Origin of the sequence: Amycolatopsis sp. (assembly GCF_025464955.1) — a bacterium.
In the GTDB taxonomy this organism is placed as follows: Bacteria; Actinomycetota; Actinomycetes; order Mycobacteriales; family Pseudonocardiaceae; genus Amycolatopsis.
Genome location: NZ_JAODNM010000119.1, coordinates 22,537 through 46,295, shown reverse-complemented (window position 1 = coordinate 46,295; position 23,759 = coordinate 22,537). Strand labels below are relative to the sequence as shown.

Genomic DNA, 23,759 nt, shown 5'->3' with positions numbered 1-23,759 from the left:
AATGGAGGTGCCCGTATGAAGAACCCGCCCAGCGTGTCCGAAATCCTCACCAAGGTGACGGAAACGGTCCGCAGCGTCGAAGTGATGCGCCAGGCGGGCCTGGTGCCCTTCCCCCGGCTCGACGAAGGCCTCCGGTCGATCGTCGCGATCCGCAGGTTCGGCCCGTTCGCCGGCGCGGCGCACATCGCCGCCCGCCGCGACTCCCGGGCGATCGGGCTCGTCGACGAGCTCGGCCCGCTCACCTTCAAGCAGCTCGACCTGAAGTCGAACGCGTTGGCCAGGGCCTGGGCTGCCCGCGGGATCACCCCGGGTTCGGTGATCGCCGCCCTCTGCCGCGACCACCGCGGCCTGGTCATCACCATGCTCGCGGCCGGCAAGCTCGGTGCCCGGTTGCTGCTGATGAACACCGGTTTCGCTAAGCCTCAACTGGCTGACGTCGCCGCGCGCGAAGGCGTCACCGCCCTGGTTTACGACGAGGAGTTCACCGGCCTGCTCGACGCGATCAGCGCCGACGTCGACCACTACCTGGCCTGGGTCGAGGGCGACACCCAGCTCGCCGACCGCACGATCCCGGTGCTGGACGAGCTGATCGCCAGCACCGACGACCGGCCGTGGCCCGCCCCCGCGAAGCCCGGCGGTTTTGTGCTGCTGACCAGCGGAACCACCGGTACGCCGAAGGGCGCGCCGCGGCCGCACACCTCGCCGCTGGCGTCCGCGCAGTTCCTCGACCGCATCCCCCTGCGCGCCGGCGAGAGCACCTATATGGGTGCCCCGATCTTCCACGGGACCGGGCTTTCGCAGTTCATCCTGTCGTTCGCGCTGGGCTCGACGGTCGTGCTGCGCCGCAAGTTCAATCCCGAGGAGACGCTGCGGGGCGTCGAAGAGCACAAGTGCACGACGCTGGTGCTGGTGCCGACGATGCTGCAGCGGATCGTCGACCTCCCGGCCGAGGTGCTCGCCAAGTACGACACCTCGTCGTTGCGGATCATCTTCGTCGCGGGTTCCGCGTTGTCCCCTGACCTGGGCAACCGCGCCACGGAGACGTTCGGCGAAGTCGTGCACAACCTGTACGGCTCGACCGAGGTCGCGGTCGCCACGGTGGCGACGCCGGAGGACTGGCGCAAGGCTCCCGGCACGGTCGGCCGCGCGCCGGTCGGCTGCAAGGTCGTGCTCTACGACCACAACGGCAAGCCGGTCACCGAGCCGAACGTCACCGGGCGCGTGTTCGTCGGCAGCGGCCTGAGCTTCGGCGGGTACACCGACGGCCGGCACAAGGAGATCATCGACGGCCTGCTCTCCAGCGGTGACGTCGGTCACTTCGACGAGGACGGGCTGCTCTTCATCGACGGCCGCGACGACGAGATGATCGTTTCCGGCGGTGAGAACGTGTTCCCGATCGAGGTCGAGAACCTGCTCGTCGAGCGGGATGACGTACTCGAGGCCGCGGTGATCGGCGTGCCGGACGACGACTTCGGCCAGCGGCTCAAGGCGTTCGTGGTGCGGGCCGACGGCTCCGACCTCGACGTCAAGACCGTGCGGGACTACGTGAAGAACAACCTCGCCCGCTACAAGGTGCCGCGCGACGTCGAATTCCTCGACGAGCTGCCGCGCAACGCCACCGGGAAGGTCCTGCGCTCCAAGCTCTCCTGATGGGGCGCGGGGAGGTTACTGGCGAGTATTGTCCGGGCCATGACCTTGCGGAAGAACATTGTGATCACCGGGGCGAGCGCGGGCCTCGGTGAAGGGATGGCCAGGCAGTTCGCCGCGAAGGGGCGCAACCTCGCGCTGTGCGCCCGCCGCACCGAGCGGCTCGACGAGTTGGCCGAGGAACTGCGGGAAGCGCACAGCGTCGAGGTCTTCACCAGCGCACTCGACGTCAACGACCACGACCGCGTCTTCACCGTGTTCAAGGAGTTCCGCGAGAAACTCGGCACGCTCGACAGGGTGGTCATCAACGCCGGTCTCGGTAAGGGACAACCGGTCGGAACCGGCCGCTTCGACGCCAACAAGCAGACACTCGAGACCAACTTCGTCGCGGCGCTGGCCCAGGCCGAGGCGGCTATGGAGATCTTCCGCGACCAGAACGCGGGACACCTGGTCGTGGTCTCGTCCGTGAGTGCGCTGCGCGGTATGCCGGGCAACCTCACGGCGTACGCGGCGTCGAAGGCCGGCGTCTCGACGCTCGCCGAGGGCATCCGGGCCGAGGTACTGGGCACGCCGATCAAGGTGACCACCCTGCTGCCGGGGTACATCGAGAGCGAGATGACCGCTCGCGCCGGCAAGACCCCGCTGATGAGCTCCGCGCTCAAGGGCGCTCAAGCCATGGTCAAGGCGATCGAAAGCGAGGGCGCGAAGGCGTACGTCCCGACTTTCCCGTGGCTGCCGCTCAGCCTGGTGATGAAGTACGCGCCGATGGGCTTCGTGAAGAGGTTCGGCTGATGGGCGCGATCTACCTGGTCCGCCACGGGCAGGCGTCGTTCGGCGCGGACGACTACGACAAGCTGTCCGAACGCGGGTTCGCACAGTCGAAGCTGGCGGGTGCCGAGCTGCGCCGACGCGGGGTCGCCTTCAGCCAGGTCCGCACGGGATCGCTGTCGCGGCAACGGGATACCGCGGTCACCGCGCTCGCCGAACTCGATGGCGGGCTGGTGGCGAGTGAGGATCCGCGCTGGAACGAGTACGACCACGTCGACATCGCGGCGAAGCACGCGGGCGGCGTCGCGCAGGGGGATGACTCTCGGGCGTACCAAGTGGCGTTGGACGCGGCGTTGTCCTCGTGGATCGAGGCCGGCGCGGACGGTCCGTGCGCGGAAACCTGGCCGGCGTTCCTCGACCGCGTCCGCGGCGCGCTGACGGACCTCGCGGCGAAGTTGGGCAAGGGCGAGCATGCGGTGGTGTTCACCTCGGGCGGGGTTATCGCGACCGTGTGCGGAGCGTTGCTCGGGACCCCCGAAGTCGGCCTGCTCAAGCTCAACCGGGTGACGGTCAACGGGGGGATCACCAAGCTCGTCTCCGGCCGCGGCGGGCTGACCTTGTTGTCGTTCAACGAACATCCGCACTTCGAGGGTGCGGACTCAGCGTTACTCACGTATCGCTAGCGTCGCTCGGTCGTGACCCCTACCCCCTAGGGGTATAGTCGCGGGCGTGACGCAGACGACGGACAGGATCACGGCCCAGCAGGTCGAGCTCATCGTCGGCGGGATGACGTGCGCTTCGTGCGCGTCCCGCATCGAACGGAAGCTGAACAAGCTCGACGGAGTGTCCGCGACGGTCAACTACGCGACCGAGAAGGCGACGGTTTCGGTGCCCGCCGGCACGGACCCGGCGGTGCTCATCGGCGCGGTCGAGAAGGCAGGCTACACCGCGGCCCTGCCCGATCCCGCCAAACCGGAAGACGTCGATTCCGAGTACGGCCTGGGCACCCGTCTGCTGGTGTCCGCGCAACTCGCGTGGCCGGTCATTCTGCTGTCGATGGTCCCCGCGTTGCAGTTCCCATACTGGCAATGGGCGTCGCTACTACTGGCGCTGCCGGTGATCACCTGGGGTGCCTGGCCGTTCCACCGCGCCGCGTGGCAGAACCTGCGCCACGGGTCGTCCACGATGGACACGCTGGTGTCGATGGGCACCCTCGCCGCGCTCGGGTGGTCGCTGTACGCGCTGTTCTTCGGCGAGGCCGGGATGATCGGCATGAAGCACGGGTTCAGCTTCACCGGCGGCGGTTCGGACGCGATCTACTTCGAGGTCGCCGCCGGCGTCACGACGTTCCTGCTGGCCGGGCGTTATTTCGAGGCGCGGTCGAAGCGACGCGCGGGGTCGGCGCTGCGGGCGCTGTTGTCGTTGGGCGCGAAGGACGTCGCGATCCTGCGGGACGGGGAAGAGGTCCGTGTCCCGATCGCCGAACTGGCCGTCGGCGCGGAGTTCGCCGTCCGGCCCGGCGAGAAGATCGCGACCGACGGGGTCGTCGAGCGGGGCCGGTCCGGGGTCGACACCAGCATGGTGACCGGCGAGTCCGTACCCAGCGAGGTCGGCGAGGGCGACGCGGTGGTCGGCGGCACGGTGAACGTCGGCGGCCGCCTGGTCGTCCGGGCCACCAAGGTCGGCGCGGACACGCAGCTGGCGCAGATGGCGAAGCTGGTCGAGCAGGCCCAGAACGGCAAAGCCGACGTCCAGCGGCTCGCGGACCGGGTGTCCGGGGTGTTCGTGCCCGTCGTGCTGGTGCTCGCGGCGTTGACGCTGGGCGCGTGGCTGGCCTTCGGTGATGGCGTCGAGCCGGCGTTCACTGCCGCCGTCGCCGTGCTGATCATCGCCTGCCCCTGCGCGCTCGGGCTCGCGACGCCGACAGCGCTGCTGGTCGGCACGGGTCGTGGGGCGCAGCTCGGGATCCTGATCAAGGGCCCGCAGGTGCTGGAGTCGACCAGGCGGATCGACACCGTCGTGCTCGACAAGACCGGCACGGTGACCACGGGCAAAATGGCGCTGCGGGCGATCCACGCTGACGCCGGGGTCGACCCGGGCAGGCTGCTGGAGCTGGCCGGGGCCGTCGAGGACGCGTCCGAACACCCGATCGCGCAAGCCATCGCTTCCGGCGCGCGGGAGAAGTTCGGTGCGGTGCCGGAGGTTTCCGAGTTCGTCAACGCCGAAGGCCTTGGCGCGGCTGGGATCGTCGATGGCACACAGGTCCTGATCGGACGCCCGCAGCTCTTCGCCGAGCGCGGGTTCGGAGTGTCGGAAGCACTGCGTGAACTGCGCGACGACGTCGAACGTGAGGGCAACACGGCTGTGCTGGTCGGTTGGGACGGTCGTGCGCAAGGGGTGCTCGGCGTCGGTGACACCGTGAAGCTGTCCGCTCGGGACGCGATCACGCGGCTGAAGGCGTTGGGGCTGCGGCCGATCCTGCTGACCGGGGACAACGAGACCGTTGCCCGGGCGGTCGCCGCCGAGGTCGGCATCGAGCCCGGCGACGTCGTCGCGGGAGTCCTGCCGGCGGGCAAGGTCGAGGTAGTGTCCCGGCTGCAGGCCGCGGGCCGGGTCGTCGCGATGGTCGGCGACGGCGTCAACGACGCCCCCGCGCTCGCGACGTCGAACCTCGGGATCGCCATGGGTACCGGCACGGACGTCGCCATCGAGGCGGGTGACCTGACCGTGGTCCGCAGCGACCTCGGCGCCGTCGCGGACGCCATCCGGCTCGCGCGGCGGACGTTCGCGACCATCCGCGGAAACCTGGTGTGGGCGTTCGGTTACAACGTCGCGGCGTTGCCGCTGGCGGCGGCCGGCCTGCTCAACCCGATGATCGCCGGTGCCGCGATGGCCCTGTCGTCGGTCTTCGTCGTCTCCAACTCGCTCCGCCTCCGCCGCTTCCACTGATCAGGCACTTTTGCGCTTTTGTGGGGTCTCCTGGCGTGACGTATCCACGCAACTCGCCGTCGAGTTGCGGTGCTGACCGTCTGCAACGATCGCAACTCGCCGTCGAGTTGCGGTGGTTGCACACGCTGGTTACCCGCGTTTGCAACGAGGGCACAAAAGTGGCTCTTCGGTCGCATGTGTGGGGCCGTGAGTGTGGGACTCAGTGCCGTGAGTGTGGGACTCGCCGAGTGCCCTCGTTGCAGTCGGCGAGTCCCACGTTCACCGCCGGCGAGTCCCACGGTGACGGGGCCGAGTCCCACATCCAGTGCGACTACTGGCCGTCGTGCACGACCATCACCGCAACTCGCCGTCGAGTTGCGCTCGCTAGAAACTAAGAGAGCCCACAAAAGCGCAAAAGTGGGATGGCGGTCAGCGGCCGGTCCAGTGGGGGGTGCGGCCGGCGGACCAGGCGGCGTAGAACTCGTGGTGGTCCTTGCTGGTCATCAGCAGGGCCTGGGTCATCGCCTCCAGCTCGATCGAGCTGCCGAGGTCCATGTCTTGTTCGCGGGTGAGCAGGACCTTCGTCGTCGAGTACGCCAGCGCCGGTCCATCGGCCAGCCGACGCGCGAGGGCGGTGGCCGTCGCGGGCAGGTCCGCGTCGTCGACGACCTGTGTCGCCAGCCCGATCGCCTCGGCGCGTGCGGAGTCCACTTTGTCACCCAGCATCAGCAACTCGGTCGCCCGGCCCAGGCCGACGAGCCGCGGCAGCAGATACGCCGAGCCCATATCGGCCCCCGCGAGCCCGACCTTCGTGAACAGGAACGCGAACTTCGCCGACCGCGCGAGCAGCCGGAAGTCGCTGGCGAGCGCGATCACCGAGCCCGCCCCGGCGGCGACGCCGTTGACCGCGGCGATCACCGGCAGCGGGCACTCGCGCAGCGCCTTCACCACGGCCCCGGTCATCCGCGTGAATTCCAGCAGCTCGCGCGTCTCCATCTTCTGCAGCTCGCCGATGATCTCCTCGACGTCGCCGCCGGAGCAGAACCCGCGGCCCTCGCCGGTGATCACCAGCACCCGCGCGTCCCCGCGATGTGGCAGCTCGGCGAGCAGGTCGCGCAGGTCGGCGTAGACCTCGAAGGTCAGCGCGTTGAGTTTCTCCGGCCGGTTCAGCGTGATCGTCGCGACGCCGTCGTCGACCGCGAAGTCGAAATGCTCCCACTCGCCGGTGATCCCGGGTGATGCGCGGAACGGGCTCATAGCTGGATTCCACCTCCGTCGAGGACAAGGGTCTGCCCGTTGATCGCGGCGGACTCCGCGGCCGCCAGGAATGTGACCGCGAACGCGACTTCGTCCGGTTCGAGCAGCCGGCCCAGCGGGGACGCGGCCGCGAGCGCGGCTTCGGCGTCCGCCTCACCGCGGCCGGTGCGCTCGCTGATCCGGGCCATCGACGTCGTCGTCATGTCGGTGCGCACGAACGCCGGGCAGACCGCGTTCGCGGTGACGCCGGTGCCGGCGACCTCCGCCGCGACCGCCCGCATCAGCCCGACAGCGGCGTGTTTGGACGCCGTATACCCGGCGGTGTAGCGGTAGCCGACGTGCCCGGCTGTCGACGCGACCGTGACGACGCGGCCGGTGCCGCGCTCACGCATCCCCGGCAGCACCGCGCGGGTGCACAGGAACGCGCCCGTCGCGTTGACCTCGAACTGCGCGTTCCAGTCGGCCAGCGTGCTGCGGGCGAGCGGTGCGCTCGTCGACACCCCGGCGTTGTTGACCAGCACGTCGATCGGCCCGAGCCCGCCGAAGAACGCCGACACGGCGGCCTCGTCGGTGACGTCGCAGTCGGCGCGGCCGGGCGCGATGACCTGGTCACCGGCCGCGCGGAACCGCTCGGCCACGGCGGCCCCGATGCCGCGGTTGCCGCCGGTCACCACCACGACCCGCATCAGCCGGCCTGCTCTCGCAGGGCGCGGCGGTCGAGCTTGCCGTTGGACGTGCGGGGGAGTTCGGGCACGAAGGTCACCTCTCGGGGGAATTTGTGGCCGGCCAGGTGCGCTTTCGCGAAGTCCTGCAAGGCTTTTGCGTCCGCGGTCGCGCCTTCGCGCAGGACGACGTACGCCCGCGGCAGCACGAGCCCGTCGACGGTGTGCCCGAGCACGACGCACTCCGTCACGTCCGGATGGCCGATCAGGCAATCCTCGATCTCGCTCGGCGCGACGAACACGCCGCCGACCTTGAGCAGGTCGTCCGCGCGGCCGTGGTGGTGGAAGAACCCCTCGGCGTCCCGGCTGAACAGGTCGCTCGAGCGAACGGTGTCCTGACGAAAAGTCCGCGCGGACTTTTCCGCGTCACCGTGGTACTCAAGTGCGACGGTCGGCCCGGTGATCTCCAACGTGCCGATCTCGCCATCCGGCAGTTCGTCATCGGACTCGTCGAGGACGCGCACGCCGTAGCCGGGTACGGCGGTCCCGAGGCTGCCCCGTCGAACCGCCCCCGGCCGGTTCGACAGGTAAATGTGGTACGCCTCGGACGATCCGATGCCGTCGACGACTTCGACGCCGAAAGTGTTGTCCCACTTGCGATGCAGCTCCGACGGGAGGGCCTCGCCTGCCGACGTGCACAGGCGCAGGGAGCTCAGGTCCTGCGCGGCGGCGTCCGGATGGGCGATCATCGCGCTCATCATCGTCGGCACGTTGACCAGGATCGTCGGGCGGAACCGCGCGACGAGCTCAAACATCAGCGCGGCCGTGCTGCGCTCGCCGAAGACGACCCCGGTGCCGCCGACGCCGAACGGGAACAACGCCACCAGATCCCGCGCATACCCGAAGAACAGCTTCGGCACGGCCAGCACCCGATCGTGCTCACCGAGATCGAGCACGCCGCGGGCGTACCGCTGGAAGCTCTCGATCGGGCTGCGCGCGGGGTGGACACAGGCTTTCGGTGAGCCGGTGCTGCCGGTGGTGAACTTCCAGATCGCGACGTCGTCAAGGCTCGTCGGAGCGGCTTCCAACTCGGGGGGCGCCTGCGCGACGAGTGTCTCGAATGGACGTTCGCCGTCGCGGAGTTCGCCTTCGGGGACGCCGATCACCAGCAGTTTCTTCGCGCCCGCCTCGCGCAGCGCCGGCAGCGTGGTCGCGTCGGCCACGACGAGCACGGCTTCGGTGTAGCCGAGGTAGTACGTGTAGTCCTTGGGCTGCAGGAAGGTGTAGACCTCGGCGGTGACGGCGCCGATCTTCTGCGCGGCGTACCAGGTCGCGACGAACTCGACACTGTCGTTCAGCGCGAGCAGGACGATCTGTCCACGTTGGACACCGAGTTCGCGCAGCACGTTGCCGACGCGGTTGACCTTGGCCGCAAGCTCGCTGTACATCGTCGGGCCGTCGCTGCTGAGCAGGGCAACGTTGTTTCCGCGGCCCTCGTCGAGGTTGCGGTCGACGAAGTACGACGCGAGGTTCATGCCGCGGCTTCCCGGATCGCCTCGACGAGCATGTCCGTCAGCGTCTCGAAAGTCGCCGAGCCTTCTTCGGCGGACGCGTCGGCGGGAGCGCCGCAGTACGCCTGGCTCATGCCCATCGCGACGAAGCCTGCCTGGCCTTCGCGCATCGCTGCGGGCATGTCGACGTCGATCGCGGGCAGCTCGCGCATGGTGTCGACGTCGACCAGCTCGGGACGGTCGGCGAGCACCAGCGACGTTTCATAACGACCGGCGTGGCAGGACCCGGACTTGAACTCCTCGGTGAGCCGCTGGGCGTGCCGCCGCCTGACGAGATCGAGGTAGCCGACTTTCTTGCCCCGCAACGATTCCACCGCGTTGACGACGCGGCGCAGGGTGGCCGTGTGCGCCGGTTCGAAGTGATTGTTGACGATCACCACGCGGGTCAGGCCCTGATCGATCGCGGCCGTGCACACGTCGACGACCAGTGCGTGCAGGGTCTCCTCGCCGACGTGCAGGCCGCCGGGGAAGCCCTCGGCGAACCGCGTCACGCCGTACGGGATCGCGGGCAGGATCAGCACCTGGACCTGCGCGTCCGCTTCGAGTCGGGCAGCCGCGCGCTCGCACATGCCCTGTGAGATCAGGGGGTCCGTACCCAGCGGGGCATGCGGGCCGTGCGGCTCGATCGCGCCGACCGGCAGCAGCAGCACGGGCACGCGCTCGCCTGCCAGCACAGCGGCGACCTGCGGCGAGCTGAGGTCCGCGAAGGAGGTCACAAGATTTAAGCTACACCGCACCGGGCTCGTGTGTATAGAGTTGTGCGAATGAGCGAAGGGTTCGAGCCGACACCGCAGGAGCTGGTGATGACCCTGCTCGGCAGCTATGTCCGCCCCCGCGACACGCGCCAGGTGTGGTCCGGCGGCCTCGTCGCGCTGCTGTCCGAACTCGGTTTCTCCGACGGCGCGGCCAGGATCGCGTTGGCCCGGCTTGCCCATCGGGACCTGCTCGCCCGTCACAAACAGGGCAGGCTCGTCCACTACACGCTGACCAGGCGTTCGATCGCGGTCCTCGAAGACGGCGACCGGCGGATCTTTTCGCTCGGCCGCGGGTCTCGGGGCCCCGGCGACTGGACGGTGCTGTGGCAGAACGTGCCGGAAAGCCGCCGGCAGGCGAGGGAGAGGCTGGTCCGGCGCCTGCGGTTCCTCGGCTTCGGCTCGATCCAGGACGGCACCTGGCTGACTCCGCACGACCGGGAGGCCGACGTCGTCGCGCTGCTGGACGAGCTGGGGATCACCGAGTACGCCGGGTTGATGCTCGGCAAGCCGTCGGCCGCGCTTGACGTGCGGGCGTTCGCGTCCCGCGCCTGGGACCTCGACGGGTTGGACCAACGCTACGACGCGTTCGTGGCCGAGTTCGGCGGGTACGCCGAGCACTGCCAACTCGACGATCCGGGCGCGTTCTGGCTGCGTACCAGGCTCGTCCACACCTTCCGGCAGTTTCCCTCGCTGGACCCTGAGCTCCCGCCGCGACTCGTGCCGCCACCGGCAGGCCGGGCGGCCGCGGTCGAGTTGTTCCATGCTCTCTACGCGGCGCTCGCACCGGCAGCGCAGCGCCACTTCGACGAGGTGACCCACTGATGACGAACTCCGACACCCAGATGGCCCTGAGCTACACCTCTTACCTCGCGCTCGACGACCTGCTCGACGCGCAGCATCCGCGGTCGGAAGAGCACGACGAGCTGCTGTTCATCGTGATCCACCAGGTGTACGAACTGTGGTTCAAGCAGATCCTGCACGAGGTGCTCTACCTGCAGGAACGTCTCGCCGCCGGCGCCACCGCGCACGCCATCCGCACGCTCCGGCGGATCCTGACCATCCTCAAGGTGGTGGTGGCGCAGATCGACGTCCTCGAGACGATGACGCCGAGCCAGTTCACCAGCTTCCGTGCCCGGCTCGACGCGTCGAGCGGCTTCCAGTCCGCTCAGTTCCGCGAGTTGGAAGCCGTGCTCGGGCGCCGCGACGAGCGGGTGTTCGCGCACTACCCCGAAGGCGGCGAAGCACGCGAGCGGATCGCCGGCGCGATGTCGCGGGACTCGCTGTTCGACTCCTTCGTCGCGTACCTCGCGGCGAGCGGTTACGCGGTGCCCACCGGACACGACGTGAGCACCTCGCGTCAGCCGTCGGAGGACCTGCAGAATGTGTTGTTGCGCGTGTATGAGGATGACGGCGGGCCGTCGATGGTCGCCGAACACCTCGTCGACTTCGACGAGGGTATGCAGGAATGGCGCTACCGGCACGTGAAAATGGTTGAGCGGACCATCGGTGACAAGACCGGGACCGGCGGTTCTTCGGGTGCGGCGTACCTGCGCGGCACCTTGTTCGCACCGATGTTCCCCGACCTCTGGGCAGTAAGGAGCAGGCTTTGACGGACTCTGCCGGTTTCGGGGGCCTCGCGGCGCACTACTCGCGCTTCCGGGTTTCCGAGCGGTTGTTGCTCTCGGGGCATTCCCACCAGGCCTGGCCGGATGTGGCCATGGACGGCTTGACCGAAGCCTTCGAGGACGCGGCTCGCGACGTCGACCGGAAGTGGGACGCGGCGTTTGCCAAAGCGGACGAGGTCAGGGCCGGGTTCCGCCGGTTCCTGCACGATCCGCGGGCGGACCTCGCGCTCGGGGCGAGCACGCACGACCTGGTGATCCGCCTGCTGTCGGCGTTCGACCTGCAGGCGCGGCCGAAGCTGGTGACGACCGATGGCGAGTTCCACACGCTGCGCCGTCAGCTCGCGCGGCTCGGCGAGGCCGGTGTCGAGATCGTCCGGGTGCCCGCTTCGCCGGTCGAGACCCTCGCCGAGCGGCTCGCCGCCGAAGTCGACGACAGGACGTCCGCGGTGTTCGTGTCGCACGTGCTGTTCGAGACCTCGCGGATCGTGCCGGGGCTGGAGTTCCTGGCGGACGCGTGCCTGAGGAGCCCCGCGGAACTCGTCGTCGACGCCTATCACGCGCTGGGCGTCGTGCCGTTCGCGGTGCACGACCTCGGTCTGACGAATGCGTGGGTACTCGGCGGCGGGTACAAGTACCTGCAGCTCGGCGAGGGCAACTGCTTCCTGCGCATGCCCGCGCACGCGCAGGAGATGCGTCCGGTGGTGACGGGCTGGTACGCGGAATTCGGCGAGCTCGCGGATGAACGACGTCCCGATGCCGTCGTCTACGCGCACGGCGCCGCCCGCTTCGCCGGAGCGACGTACGACCCGACGAGCAACTACCGCGGCGCCCGCGTTGTCCGCTTCTTCGAGGAGCACGATCTGACGCCGGATTCGTTGCGGCAGCAGTCGCTGCACCAGGTCGGCCTGCTGGCACGGAGCTTTGACGCGCTATCCCTGCCCGACGCCGTCGCCACCCGTGACCGGGACGCTGCGCCAGCGGAGTTCGGCGGCTTCCTTTCCTTGCGCTGCAAGGACGCGGCCGGTCTGCAGGCGGCGCTGTCCGCCCGCGGCGTCCAGACCGACAGCCGCGGGGAGTACCTCCGCTTCGGCCCCGCGCCCTACCTATCCGACGCCCAACTGGAAACCGCCATGGCCCACCTTGGCGAGGTGGCCGGGTAAGGGCTCGTGAGCGTTCCGGCTCGCCCGGGTGCGGGTGTCCCGCAGGGCACAGTAAGCGGCCGGAACGCTCACGAGTCCTAGGCGGCCTTCCTCGCCAGCGTGAGATACGCCCCCAGCGACGCCACGCCGAACCCGGCCATGACCACGGCCATCGGTATCGCTGCGCCGCTGGCCCCGCCGACGCCGACCAGCGGGGACGCGATGGCGCCGAAGGCGAACTGCAGTACGCCGAGCAGCGCGGACGCGGAGCCGGCGGACTTCGCGTGCTCGGCCATGGCCAGCGACGTCGAGTTCGGCGACACCATGCCGATGCTGCCGACCAGCACGAACAGCGGCACCAGCAGCGCGATCAGGCCGAGGTCGAGGGTGGCCGCCAGCAGCACCCCGACGCCGCCCGCCGCTGTCGCGACGAGGCCGACGGTGAGCAGCGTGCGTTCGGTGAAGTGGTCGATCAGCTTGCTGTTGAGCTGTCCGACCGCGACGATGCCGAGGCCGTTGATCCCGAACACCACGCTGAACCACTGGGGGTTCAGGCCGTAGACGCCTTGCAGCACGAACGACGATCCCGAAATGTAGGCGAACATCGCGGCGAAGCTGAGGCCGGCGGCCAGCGCGTAGCCCAGGAACATCCGGTCGGCGAAGAGGCCGGCGTAGGTGCGCAGCGTGTCCGGGATCCGGGAGCGCGTCCGCTGCTCGGCCGGAAGCGACTCGGGCAGTGCGAGGGCGACGGTTGCGAGCAGCAGGACGCCGACGACGGTCAGCACGACGAACACGCCGCGCCACGACGTCAGCCGCAGCAGTTGCGCGCCGATGACCGGCGCGAGCACCGGGGCGACGCCGTTGACGAGCATGAGCAGGGAGAAGAACTTCGTCATCGCGGTGCCGGAGAACAGGTCGCGCACGGCCGCCCTGGCGATCACGATTCCGGCCGCCGCGCCGATGGCCTGCACGAAGCGCGCGGTGATCAGCAGTTCGCTGCTCGGGCTGACCGCGCACAGGACCGAACCGACGGCGTACAGCACCAACCCGACAAGCAGCGGCTTGCGGCGCCCCAGCGAGTCGGACAGCGGGCCGATCACGATCTGCCCGATTGCGAGTCCGATGATGAAGGCGCTCAGCGTCAGCTGGATGGTCGAGTCGGTGCTGTGCAGGTCGCTGGTCATCGAGGGCAGCGACGGCAGGTACATGTCGATCGACAACGGCGCGAACGCGGACAAGCTGCCCAGGATGAGCGTGTAGCGCGCGACGCTTCGCCCGATCAGCGGCGCGCGTACGTCCTCGCTGGCGGTTCCCGTGCTCATCTGGCCCCTTCGTCGTGGTGACGTTGCGGGAACCCCGGTCGGTCGGAGTGTTATTCCGAGACCGTCGACACAGTCAAACTCATCGGACGAATAGGGGTAACAATGCGCGACCGACCCTAGCCTCGACTCGCCCGATGGGGTATACATCGGATGTCTTCTGTGGGTTCGATGCAAAAGTTAGGAAGGGAACATCCGTGCAGCTGTTGCGACTCGGGGAACCGGGCAGTGAGCGTCCCTTCGTGCGTGCCGATGACGGTACCCTGCGTGACCTCGCCCCGCTGGCTTCCGACATCGATGGCGCCTTCCTCGCCGGTGGCGGGATCGCCCAGGTCGCGGCCGCTTTGGAAAGCGGTGAACTGCCCGTCGCCGACGTGGCCGAAGGGGTCCGGACCGGCCCGCCGATCGCGCAGCCCGGCAAAATCGTCTGCATCGGCCTCAACTACCGCAAGCACGCCGAGGAGACCAACGCGCCGATCCCGGCCGAACCGGTCGTGTTCATGAAGGCACCGGACGTCGTCGTCGGCCCGAACGACCCGCTGCTGATCCCCCGCAAGTCCACGAGCACGGATTGGGAGGTGGAGCTGGGCGTGGTGATCGGCAAGACCGCCCGCTACCTCGACAGCCCCGACGATGCCCTCGACCACGTCGCCGGTTACGTGCTTTCCCACGACGTGTCCGAGCGTGAGTTCCAGATCCACCGCGGCGGCCAGTGGGACAAGGGCAAGTCGTGCGAGAACTTCAACCCGCTCGGCCCGTGGCTGCTGCCCGCGAGCGAGGTGGCCGACCCGCAGGACCTCGGCCTGCGGTTGTGGGTCAACGGCAAGCTGTGGCAGGACTCCACGACGAAGGACATGGTCTTCACCGTCGCCGAGATCATCCACTACCTGAGCCAGTTCATGGTCCTGCGCCCCGGCGACCTGATCAACACCGGCACCCCGCAGGGCGTCGCGCTCGGCCAGCCCGAACCGAAGCCGTACCTGCGTGACGGCGACGTCGTCGAGCTGGAGATAGACGGCCTCGGACGGCAGCGCCAAGCTGCGAAGCAGGCCTGACATGGCCACAATCACCGGCATGGAAGTACTGGACGTCCGGTTCCCCACTTCGCGGGTGCTGGATGGTTCGGACGCGATGAACCCCGACCCCGACTACTCGGCCGCGTACGTCGTCCTGCACACCGACGGCGGCCCGGACGGGTACGCGCTGGCCTTCACCATCGGACGGGGCAACGACGTGCAGGCCGCGGCCATCAAGGCGCTGGAGCACCACGTCGTCGGCAAGCCCGTGCCCGAGGACGCGAGCACGCTCGCCGCGTTGTCGGCCGAGCTCATCGGCGACTCCCAGTTCCGCTGGCTGGGACCGGAAAAGGGCGTCGCGCAGATGGCGATCGGCGCGGTGGTCAACGCCGCGTGGGACCTCGCCGCGCGCCGGGCCGACCGTCCACTGTGGAAGTTCCTGGCCGAGATGACGCCGGAAGAGCTGGTCAGCCTGGTCGACTTCCGATACCTCAGCGACGCGATCACCGAGCAGGAGGCGCTGGACATCCTGCGCGCAGCCGAGCCGGGGCGCGCCGAGCGTACGAAGAAGCTCGAGGAGAACGGCTACCAGGCGTACAGCACCGCGCCGGGTTGGCTTGGTTACAGCGACGAGAAGCTCGTACGGCTCGCGAAACAGGCCGTTTCGGACGGCTTCTCGATGATCAAGCTCAAGGTCGGTGGCAACCTCGACGACGACATCCGACGGCTGAAGCTGGCGCGGGAGACCGTCGGGCCGAAGATCCGCATCGCCGTCGACGCCAACCAGCGCTGGGATGTCACGCCGGCGATCGAATGGATGACGGCGCTGGCACCCTTCGACCCGTACTGGATCGAAGAGCCGACCTCGCCCGACGACGTGCTCGGGCACGCCGCCATCGCGAAGGCCCTCGACCCGATCAAGGTCGCCACCGGTGAGCACGTGCAGAACCGCGTGGTCTTCAAGCAGATGCTGCAGGCCGGATCGATGTCCGTGCTGCAGCTTGACGCCGCGCGCGTCGGCGGGGTCAACGAGAACGTCGCGATCTTGCTGCTGGCGGCGAAGTTCGGCGTCCCGGTCTGCCCGCACGCGGGCGGGGTCGGGCTGTGCGAGATGGTCCGGCACCTGTCGATGTTCGATTTCGTCGCGGTGTCCGGGACCGACGTCGACCGGTCCATCGAATGGGTCGACAACCTGCACGAGCACTTCGCCGATCCGGCGGTGGTGCGGGACGGCCGTTATCTGGCACCATCCGTGCCGGGCTTTTCCACCCGGATGCACGACGCCACCCTGCGGCGCTTCCTGTTCCCGAACGGTCCTGAGTGGACGGAGAACGAATCTTGAGTGAGTTCGAAGGCCTGGTGGCCGTGGTCACCGGCGGCGCGTCCGGGATCGGCCTGGCGACCGCGCGGCAGCTGACCGCGCGAGGCGCCACCGTGGCCGTCCTCGACCTGAAACCCGACGACCTCGCGGACGGCCTGACCGGCTTCCGGTGCGACGTCAGTTCGGCGGACGAGGTCACCTCAGCGATCGACGCCGTCGTCGAGCGCTTCGGCCGTATCGACGTCGTCGTCAACAACGCCGGCATCGGTGCGCAGGGCGACGTCTCGGCCAACGACGACGACGAGTGGCACCGCGTGTTCGACATCAACGTGGTCGGCATGGTCCGGATCGCGAGGGCCGCGTTGCCGCACCTGCGCAAGTCGCCGTCCGCCGCGATCGTCAACACCTGCTCGATCGCGGCCTGGGCCGGGCTCAACTCCCGCGCGCTGTACTCGGCGAGCAAGGGCGCGGTGTTTTCGCTGACCCTGGCGATGGCCACGGACCACCTCGTCGACCGCGTCCGCGTCAACTGCGTGTGCCCGGGCACGGCCGACACCCCCTGGGTCGGCAGGCTGCTCGACTCCGCAGGAGATCCCGAGGCCGAGCGGATCGCGCTCGCGGCCCGTCAGCCGATGGGCCGCCTGGTCACCGCCGAGGAGGTGGCGAACTCCATCGTCTACCTGGCCAGCCCGCTGGCCGCGTCGACCACCGGCACCGCACTCGCCGTCGATGGCGGCATGTACGGTCTGCGTCCGCGCGGGCCGGTTCGAAACCCCTAAGTTTTCCCGCCTGGCATCAAGGAGGATGCGGTGCGCAAGAACCTGATCAAGGCCGTCGGCATGGGTGCGGTACTGACGCTCGCCCTGACCGGCTGTGGCTCCACCAAAACGGCGGCACCGGCCGCGGGCAGCGGGGGCGGTGGCAAGGTCGGCACGACCGTGCCGCTGCTGACCTCGCCGTTCTGGCAGGCCTACAACAACTATCTGCCCCAGATGGCCAAGACCGAGGGGGTTGACGCGCTGGGATCGGTCAACGCCAACAGCGATCCGGCCGCGCTGATCACCGACATCAACAACCTGCTCAACCAGGGTGTCAAGGGGCTCGTCGTGACGCCGCTCGACTCCGCCGCGATCGTCGCCGGGCTGAACCAGGCCGCGAACAAGGGTGTGCCGGTGGTGGCGGTGGACGTCGCGCCGGACAGCGGCAAGGTGGCGATGGTCGTCCGCGCAGATAACAAGGCATACGGCACCAAGGCCTGCGATGCCATCGGCGAGAAGGTCAAGCAGGGCAAGGTCGTGCAGATCGAGGGCGACCTCGCGTCGGTCAACGGCCGCGAGCGCACCCAGGCGTTCGGCGACTGCATGAAGGCCAAGTACCCGGGGATCCAGGTGCTTGCGGTCCCCGCGGCTTGGGAAGCCGACAAGGCCGCTTCCGGGCTGGAGAGCCTCCTCACCGCGAACCCCGACATCAAGGCCGTCTACATGCAGGCGGGCGGGGTCTACCTCGCGCCGACCGAGCAGGCGCTCAAGCGGAAGAACATGTACTTCCCCATCGGTGATCCGCGCCATGTCGTGCTGGTCAGCAACGACGGCATCCCTGAGGAGCTCGCGGCCATCCGCGCGGGCGAGCTGGACGCGACGGTCTCCCAGCCCGCCGACGACTACGCGAAGTACGGCATGTACTGGATCAAGAAGGCCATGGCGGGCGAAACCTTCCACGCCGGGCCGACCGACCACGGCAGCGTCGTGGTGGAGACCAAGCCGGGGATCCTCGAGGACCAGCTCCCCGCGCCGCTGATCACGAAGGCGAACGTGGACGACAAGTCCTTGTGGGGTAACAACCTGTGAGCGCGCTGCCCATCGGCGACACCGCCGAACCGGTGGTCGGCGCGCGCGGGGTCGGCAAGCGGTACGGGCCGACCGTGGCTCTGCACGGCGTCGACCTGACGGTCCGCCCCGGCGAGTCGCACGCGCTCGTCGGGCGGAACGGGGCCGGCAAGTCCACCCTCGTCTCCATTCTCACTGGACTGTCCAAACCGGACACCGGAACGGTCGAGTTCGGCGGTGAACCCGCACCGGCGATCGCCGACCGCGAGGGCTGGCGCCGCCGGGTGGCCTGCGTTTACCAGTACTCCACGGTCATCCCCCAGCTGACCGTGGCCGAGAACCTGTTCCTCAACCGTCAAGCGTCACTGGCTAAGGGCAAGAAGTCCTTTGTCATCAGCTGGTCGCGGCTGCGACGGGAGGCTCGGGAGCTGCTGGGATCGTGGGGTGTCGATGTCGATGTCGACAGCCCGGCCGGCGAGCTCACGGTTGAAGACAGGCAGCTAGTCGAGATCGCGCGGGCGCTGTCGTACGGCGCCCGGTTCATCGTGCTTGACGAGCCGACAGCGCAGCTCGACAGCCAGGCGATCGACCGGCTCTTCGTACGGATGCGTGAGATGCAGGCGAACGGTGTGACGTTCCTGTTCATCTCGCACCATCTGAAGGAGGTCTACGAGGTCTGCCAGGCGGTCACTGTGCTGCGCGACGCTCGGCACATCCTCACCGCGCCGGTCGCCGACGTCGGGCGCGTCGAACTCATCGACGCGATGACGGGCGATACGGGCGGGCTGTCCGTCCGCGACGCGGCTGCACGCGAACCCTTGGGGGAAGAGGTTTCCGAGGCGCTCGCGGTCAAGGGGCTCTCCGGGGACGACTTCCGGGACGTTTCGTTCGCGCTCCGCCGTGGCGAAGTGCTCGGGTTGGCCGGCAGCAACGCCAGCGGGAAACACCAGGTCGCGGAGACGGTGTACGGCCTGCGTTCGCCGAGTGCCGGTACGGTGACCGTCGCCGGCCGGCCGTTGCGACCGGGATCGGTTCCCGCCGCGTTGAGCGCCGGGATTGGTTGCGTGCCGAGGGACCGGCATCACCAGGGCCTGGTGCTGGGGCTGTCCATTGCGGACAACACGACGATGACCGTGATGGACCGGCTCGGGCCGGGCGGGATCGCGCCGCCGCGTCGGCGCGACGCCCTCGCCGACCAGGCGCTCGTCGACTACGACGTCGTCGCGGCCGGTCCCTACCAGCCGGTGTCCGACCTGTCCGGCGGCAACCAGCAGAAGGTCGTGCTGGCCAGGGCGCTGGCCAGCAACCCGGACGTGCTGGTGCTCATCAACCCCACCGCCGGTGTGGACGTGAAGTCGAAAGAGGCGCTGCTCGCCGTCGTCGACCGCGTCCGTGCCGAAGGCAAGGGCGTGCTGATCGTCAGCGACGAACTGGACGACCTGCGCGTCGCCGACCGCGTGCTGGTGCTGCGCGCCGGGCGCGTCGTGACCGAACATCAGGCCGGCTGGTCGGACAGCGACCTGGTGGCCGACATTGAAGGAGTCGAGCTCGATGACTGAGACCGAGATGCTGCCGGCCACCAAGCCGGCGGTCTCCACGCCGCGCCGGTCGCGCCGCTTCAACTGGATGCGGGAGCTGGCACTGGTGCCCGCGCTCGTCGTCCTGTTGATCATCGGGGCGTTCGTCAGCGACACTTTCCTCAGCGTGGGGAACATCGTCAGCATCCTGACCGCGTCGGCCGCGCTGGCGCTGGTCGTGCTCGGCGAGTCGCTGGTGCTGATCACCGGGAAGTTCGACCTGTCGCTGGAGTCGACGATGGGCATTGCGCCCGCACTCGGCGTGATGTTGGTGATCCCGGCGACTTCGGCCGGGTTCGGTTTCGGCCTGCCCGCGTTCGTCGGACTGCTGGCCATCCCGGTGATCGGCGCCGTGATCGGGTTGATCAACGCGTTCCTCATCATCAAGCTTCAGCTCAACGCCTTCATCACGACGCTGGCAATGCTCACGCTGCTGCGCGGGATCCAGGTCGGTTCGACCGGCGGCAAGACCTTGTCGGACGGCCTCGATCCGTTCACCGCGCTGTCCACGACGACGTTCGCCGGGCTGCCGATGGCTGTTTGGCTGGCCGCGTTAGCGTTCGCCGTGGCGGGGTTCCTGCTGCGCTACCACCGGGCCGGGCGCGCGCTGTACGCGATCGGTGGAAACCGGGAAGCCGCTCGCGCCGCGGGCATCAGGGTCGACCGGATCTCGATGCTGGTGTTCGTCATCGCCGGTGTACTCGCCGCGCTCGGCGGCCTGGCGTACACGGGTTACGTCGGGGCTCTCGGCGCCAACCAGGGCAGCGGGTTGATCCTCAACGTGTTCGCCGCGGCCGTTATCGGCGGAGTCTCGCTCGATGGCGGCAAGGGCACCATGCTCGGCGCGCTCACCGGCGTGCTGCTGCTGTCCACAGTGCAGAACCTGCTCAACGCCGCACAGGTACCCGCTCCGTGGATCAGCGCCGTGTACGGCGGCATCATCCTGATCGCGCTGATCATCTCCCGCTTTGCCGGAGGGAAAGCCCAGACGTGACCCGCTTACTCGGTCGGGACGTCCTCGTCAGCGGAGCCGAGGGCGTTGCGCAGCCACTGTTCGACGCCGGCGACGTGCACGGTCGCCCACGAGCGCGCCACTTCCGGCTCGTGGGCGGCGATCGCGTCGTAGATCGCTTTGTGCTGCTCGCGAGTTTTGTCGACGGCGCCTTCCTGGGTGAGTCCGCGCCAGATACGGGCGCGGGCGGTCGGCCCGGAAAGGCTGTCCAGCAGCGAGCACAGCACCGGGTTGCCGGAGCCGTCCGCGATCTTGCGGTGGAACTGGAGATCGTTGGCCACCAGCGCTTCGACGGTCGGGGCGTCCTCGAGCTCGTCGAGCAGTTCGCGTAGCTCGGCGATGCCTTCCTCGCTCATGTGCAGCGCGGCCATTGCCGTGGCGGCCGGTTCGAGGATCCGGCGCACGGCGAGGAAGTCGAGCACGGTGTCGTCGCGGTGGAAATCGACGACGAACGTCATGGCGTCGAGCAGGAGGTGTGGCTCGAGGCTGGTGACGTATGTACCGTCACCCTGGCGGACGTCCAGCACCCGGATCAAGCAGAGTGCTTTGACCGCCTCGCGAAGGGAGCTGCGTGAGAGCCCCAGCCGCTGTGCCAGCTCGGCTTCCTTCGGCAGCCGGTCGCCCGGAGCCAGATCACCGGAGATGATCATGTCCTTGATCTTGTCGATCGCGACGTCGGTGACCGGCATGCGGACCGCCCTCCTGGTGTTGCCTGACCCGGCGAAACCTCGGATGTTTCAGTGTTCATTGTCAGACTGCCATGAGTTCACGCAAGGAGAAGCGGTGACCCGGTTGTGAAGGTGACTGTCACCCCGTTGGGCCTTGGCTGTGCCCAGCTGGGCAATCTGTACCAGGCCATGACGGACGAGAACGCCGCGCTGACCGTGGCACGGGCGTGGGACGAGGGCATCCGCTACTTCGACACCGCGCCGCACTACGGGCTGGGACTGTCGGAACGGCGCCTCGGGGCCGCGTTGGCGGCGTACCCGCGCGCGGACTACGTGCTGTCCACGAAGGTCGGTCGTGTGCTGGAACCGGACCCGGACGGCGCTTCGTTGCGTGACGCCGAGTTGTTCGACGTTCCGGCGGCTTATCGGCGTCGCTGGGACTTCAGCCGGGACGGGGTGTTGCGGTCGCTCGAGGACAGCCTGACCAGGCTCGGTCTCGACCGGATCGACATCGCCTACGTCCACGATCCGGACAACCACTTCGAGGAAGCGGCCTCCGGGGCGCTGCCCGCGTTGCTGGAACTGCGCGAACAAGGGGTGATCGGCGCGTTCGGCGTCGGGATGAACCAGACGCCGATGCTCACCGAGTTCATCCGCCGCAGCGACCTCGACGCGGTCATGGTCGCCGGCCGGTACACGCTGCTGTCTCAACCGGCGCTCGACGAGCTGCTCCCGCTGTGCGAGGAGCGCGGCATCGCCGTGATGGCGGCCGGGGTGTTCAACGGAGGCATCCTGGCGACCGCGTCACCCGGCATCAAGTACGACTACGTGGACGCGCCCGCCGACGTCGTCGCGAAGGCCGAGGCCATCGCCGCCGTCTGCGCGAAGCACGGCGTCGAGCTGCCGCAGGCCGCGATGGCGCTCCCGGCCGCGCATCCGGCCGTCGCGACCGTGGTCGTCGGCGCGCAGACGCCCGACCAGGTCAGCGCGAACGTCGCGCGGGCACGCGCGGAGGTGCCGCCGGGGCTGTGGAGCGACCTCATCGACGCGGGCCTCCTGCGCCCGGACACCGTGACCAGGGCGGGGGCGGACTCGTGATCGACGCGCACCACCACCTCTGGGACCCGGCCCGGCGCGAGTATCCGTGGATGGCGGGCGAAGTGCTGGACCCCATCCGGCGGCCCTACACCGTCGACGACCTTCGCGCGGTGACCAGCGCTGCCGGTGTCCGCTCGACGATCCTCGTGCAGACGGTGTCTTCCGTCGAGGAGACCGAAGAGTTCCTCGACGTCGCCGCGGGCGAGCCGGTGATCGCCGGGGTCGTCGGCTGGGTCGACCTCACCGCGGCCGACGTCGCCGACCAGCTGTCGGCCTTGGCCGCGCGCGGTCCGCTCGTCGGGATCCGGCACCAGGTCGAAGGCGAGTCCGATCCGGAGTGGCTGGCCCGCGGCGACGTGCTCAAGGGGCTGGCGGCGGTCGCGGCGGCGGGTCTGTCGTACGACCTGCTCATCAGCCCGGTGCAGTTCCCTGCCGCGGTCGCGGCGGCCGATGCCTTGCCGGAGTTGACGTTCGTGCTCGACCACGCGGGCAAGCCGCCGATCGTATCGGGGGAGTGGCAGCCGTGGGCCGCCAACCTGGCCGGGCTCGGCGAGCGGCCCAACGTGTTCTGCAAGCTGTCCGGCCTGGTCACCGAGGCGGATTGGGAAACATGGCGCGTCGGGCACCTGCGCCGGCACGCCGAGCACATCATCGACACCTTCGGCCCGGACAGGCTGATGTTCGGCTCGGACTGGCCGGTCTGCGAGCTCGCCGCGTCGTACGAGGTCGTCCTGGACGCCGCGATGTCGCTGACGGGGCCACTCACCGACCCCGAACGCGCGGACGTCTTCGAGCACAGCGCCCGCCGCGCCTACCACCTGCTCTAGCGGGCACTCTCGTACAAAAGTGCCCTGCTTGAGACTTCAACGAGGGCACAAAAGTACAAAAGTGCCCGCTAGAAGTCGTCGGCGCGGGTGACCATGGTGCGCAGTCGGGTCAGGGCCCGGTGCTGGGTGACGCGGACGTTGCCGGGGGAGATGCCCAGGGCTTCGGCGGTCTCGTTGGCGGACAGCCCGACCGCGATCCTGAGGGCGAGGATTTCCTGCTGCGTCTTGGGCAACTGGCTGAGCAGCTTGTTCAGCCGGTCGCCGAGATCGACGTGCAGGGCGTGGCGCTCGGGCTCGTTGTCGACGAGTGGGCGTTCCGGCAGCTCGGGAACCGGGTCGGACCGGTCGCGCGACACCGCGCGGTAGGCGTCGGCCACCTTGTTGGCGGCGATCGCGTGCACGAGGTAAAGGAAGGAACCGCCGCGATCCTGGTAGCCCGGCAGGGCTTTGAGGACCGCGAGGCAGACCTCTTGCGCGACATCGTCGGCCGAGAGGTAGGACAGGTCGCGACCACCCATCCGAGCCCGGCAGTACCGGGCGACGACGGGCCTGATCATGGCGATCAGCGCGTCGATCGCCGCCGGGTTGTGGTTCGCGGCGTCGCGAACCAGCGGGTCGAGTTCTTCCTTCGTCAACCGGCCGCCCGGGCGTGGCAGCGTCTCGGGTGTCGTGTAGCCCTCGACCGGCTTTTCGACAAGCCGTTCGGTCTCGCTAGGCATAACTCGCATGATCGTCTCCCCGGC

At 68.9% G+C, this 23,759-nt stretch carries 22 protein-coding genes; 15 read left to right on the top strand and 7 right to left on the bottom strand.

Features of this window, described 5'->3' with window-relative positions; translation table 11 throughout:
• Nucleotides 1-15: 15 nt before the first annotated feature.
• The 4 genes from JWQ81_RS29455 to JWQ81_RS29440 are packed head-to-tail and all read left to right on the top strand — an operon-like array spanning nt 16 to nt 5,364.
• Nucleotides 16-1,650: an acyl-CoA synthetase gene (locus JWQ81_RS29455; RefSeq protein ID WP_297546686.1), complete on the top strand. Its 1,635-nt coding sequence runs from the start codon at nt 16-18 to the stop codon at nt 1,648-1,650.
• 39 nt (nt 1,651-1,689) lie between these two features.
• Nucleotides 1,690-2,439: an SDR family oxidoreductase gene (locus JWQ81_RS29450; protein ID WP_297546685.1), complete on the top strand. Its 750-nt coding sequence runs from the start codon at nt 1,690-1,692 to the stop codon at nt 2,437-2,439.
• Entirely contained in the window at nt 2,439-3,098 is a 660-nt protein-coding gene (locus JWQ81_RS29445) for a histidine phosphatase family protein (protein ID WP_297546683.1), read from the top strand. Before JWQ81_RS29450 ends, JWQ81_RS29445 begins: the two co-directional genes overlap by 1 nt.
• Nucleotides 3,099-3,144: 46 nt before the next feature.
• The gene (locus JWQ81_RS29440) at nt 3,145-5,364 is read left to right on the top strand and encodes a cation-translocating P-type ATPase (RefSeq protein ID WP_297546681.1); all 2,220 of its coding nucleotides are present in this window, start codon (nt 3,145-3,147) and stop codon (nt 5,362-5,364) included.
• Between the two features lie 408 nt (nt 5,365-5,772).
• Here the strand turns inward: JWQ81_RS29440 and JWQ81_RS29435 are convergent, their stop codons facing one another.
• Genes JWQ81_RS29435 through JWQ81_RS29420 form a run of 4 tightly spaced genes read right to left on the bottom strand, consistent with a single transcriptional unit; the run spans nt 5,773 to nt 9,549 of the window.
• Nucleotides 5,773-6,600: an enoyl-CoA hydratase family protein gene (locus JWQ81_RS29435; RefSeq protein WP_297546678.1), complete on the bottom strand. Its 828-nt coding sequence runs from the start codon at nt 6,598-6,600 to the stop codon at nt 5,773-5,775.
• Nucleotides 6,597-7,289, bottom strand: a complete 693-nt coding sequence (locus JWQ81_RS29430) for an SDR family oxidoreductase (RefSeq protein ID WP_297546716.1) — start codon at nt 7,287-7,289, stop codon at nt 6,597-6,599. Before JWQ81_RS29430 ends, JWQ81_RS29435 begins: the two co-directional genes overlap by 4 nt.
• On the bottom strand, nt 7,286-8,797 hold the full coding sequence (locus JWQ81_RS29425) for a benzoate-CoA ligase family protein (RefSeq protein ID WP_297546676.1): 1,512 nt from the start codon (nt 8,795-8,797) through the stop codon (nt 7,286-7,288). Before JWQ81_RS29425 ends, JWQ81_RS29430 begins: the two co-directional genes overlap by 4 nt.
• On the bottom strand, nt 8,794-9,549 hold the full coding sequence (locus JWQ81_RS29420) for a creatininase family protein (RefSeq protein ID WP_297546675.1): 756 nt from the start codon (nt 9,547-9,549) through the stop codon (nt 8,794-8,796). Before JWQ81_RS29420 ends, JWQ81_RS29425 begins: the two co-directional genes overlap by 4 nt.
• Nucleotides 9,550-9,597: 48 nt before the next feature.
• Between JWQ81_RS29420 and JWQ81_RS29415 the strand changes: the two genes are divergently transcribed.
• From JWQ81_RS29415 to JWQ81_RS29405, 3 genes are read left to right on the top strand one after another with little or no spacing between them, the layout of a single operon-like run.
• Nucleotides 9,598-10,410, top strand: a complete 813-nt coding sequence (locus JWQ81_RS29415; protein WP_297546673.1) for a PaaX family transcriptional regulator C-terminal domain-containing protein — start codon at nt 9,598-9,600, stop codon at nt 10,408-10,410.
• Nucleotides 10,410-11,198, top strand: coding sequence for a tryptophan 2,3-dioxygenase family protein (locus tag JWQ81_RS29410; protein ID WP_297546671.1), 789 nt, complete (start codon nt 10,410-10,412; stop codon nt 11,196-11,198). Before JWQ81_RS29415 ends, JWQ81_RS29410 begins: the two co-directional genes overlap by 1 nt.
• Nucleotides 11,195-12,373 carry a kynureninase gene (locus JWQ81_RS29405; RefSeq protein ID WP_297546669.1) on the top strand — a complete coding sequence of 393 codons (1,179 nt, stop codon included), beginning with the start codon at nt 11,195-11,197 and terminating at the stop codon, nt 12,371-12,373. Before JWQ81_RS29410 ends, JWQ81_RS29405 begins: the two co-directional genes overlap by 4 nt.
• A gap of 77 nt (nt 12,374-12,450) precedes the next feature.
• On the opposite strand, the gene JWQ81_RS29400 is transcribed toward JWQ81_RS29405, so the two are convergent.
• Complete coding sequence (locus JWQ81_RS29400; protein ID WP_297546667.1) at nt 12,451-13,674, bottom strand: Bcr/CflA family multidrug efflux MFS transporter; 1,224 nt, start codon at nt 13,672-13,674, stop codon at nt 12,451-12,453.
• A gap of 194 nt (nt 13,675-13,868) precedes the next feature.
• Between JWQ81_RS29400 and JWQ81_RS29395 the strand changes: the two genes are divergently transcribed.
• The 6 genes from JWQ81_RS29395 to JWQ81_RS29370 are packed head-to-tail and all read left to right on the top strand — an operon-like array spanning nt 13,869 to nt 20,405.
• On the top strand, nt 13,869-14,726 hold the full coding sequence (locus JWQ81_RS29395) for a fumarylacetoacetate hydrolase family protein (protein WP_297546665.1): 858 nt from the start codon (nt 13,869-13,871) through the stop codon (nt 14,724-14,726).
• Between the two features lies 1 nt (nt 14,727).
• Nucleotides 14,728-16,029, top strand: coding sequence for an enolase C-terminal domain-like protein (locus tag JWQ81_RS29390; RefSeq protein ID WP_297546663.1), 1,302 nt, complete (start codon nt 14,728-14,730; stop codon nt 16,027-16,029).
• The gene (locus tag JWQ81_RS29385; RefSeq protein WP_297546661.1) at nt 16,026-16,787 is read left to right on the top strand and encodes an SDR family oxidoreductase; all 762 of its coding nucleotides are present in this window, start codon (nt 16,026-16,028) and stop codon (nt 16,785-16,787) included. The genes JWQ81_RS29390 and JWQ81_RS29385 overlap by 4 nt, the downstream gene beginning before the upstream one ends.
• 60 nt (nt 16,788-16,847) lie before the next feature.
• Complete coding sequence (locus JWQ81_RS29380; protein WP_297546714.1) at nt 16,848-17,855, top strand: sugar ABC transporter substrate-binding protein; 1,008 nt, start codon at nt 16,848-16,850, stop codon at nt 17,853-17,855.
• Nucleotides 17,852-19,393, top strand: coding sequence for a sugar ABC transporter ATP-binding protein (locus tag JWQ81_RS29375; protein WP_297546659.1), 1,542 nt, complete (start codon nt 17,852-17,854; stop codon nt 19,391-19,393). Before JWQ81_RS29380 ends, JWQ81_RS29375 begins: the two co-directional genes overlap by 4 nt.
• Nucleotides 19,386-20,405: an ABC transporter permease gene (locus tag JWQ81_RS29370; RefSeq protein ID WP_297546657.1), complete on the top strand. Its 1,020-nt coding sequence runs from the start codon at nt 19,386-19,388 to the stop codon at nt 20,403-20,405. The genes JWQ81_RS29375 and JWQ81_RS29370 overlap by 8 nt, the downstream gene beginning before the upstream one ends.
• A 5-nt stretch (nt 20,406-20,410) precedes the next feature.
• Here JWQ81_RS29370 and JWQ81_RS29365 read toward each other — a convergent pair whose 3' ends face one another.
• Nucleotides 20,411-21,112, bottom strand: a complete 702-nt coding sequence (locus JWQ81_RS29365; protein WP_297546655.1) for a FadR/GntR family transcriptional regulator — start codon at nt 21,110-21,112, stop codon at nt 20,411-20,413.
• Between the two features lie 105 nt (nt 21,113-21,217).
• Between JWQ81_RS29365 and JWQ81_RS29360 the strand changes: the two genes are divergently transcribed.
• Together JWQ81_RS29360 and JWQ81_RS29355 are read left to right on the top strand one after the other, a co-directional pair.
• Nucleotides 21,218-22,189 (top strand): aldo/keto reductase, encoded by a 972-nt coding sequence (locus JWQ81_RS29360; RefSeq protein WP_297546653.1) that lies wholly within the window; start codon nt 21,218-21,220, stop codon nt 22,187-22,189.
• Entirely contained in the window at nt 22,186-23,016 is an 831-nt protein-coding gene (locus JWQ81_RS29355; protein WP_297546651.1) for an amidohydrolase family protein, read from the top strand. The genes JWQ81_RS29360 and JWQ81_RS29355 overlap by 4 nt, the downstream gene beginning before the upstream one ends.
• Nucleotides 23,017-23,084: 68 nt before the next feature.
• Here JWQ81_RS29355 and shbA read toward each other — a convergent pair whose 3' ends face one another.
• Nucleotides 23,085-23,735: an RNA polymerase sigma factor ShbA gene (shbA, locus tag JWQ81_RS29350; protein ID WP_297546649.1), complete on the bottom strand. Its 651-nt coding sequence runs from the start codon at nt 23,733-23,735 to the stop codon at nt 23,085-23,087.
• Nucleotides 23,736-23,759: the final 24 nt, after the last annotated feature.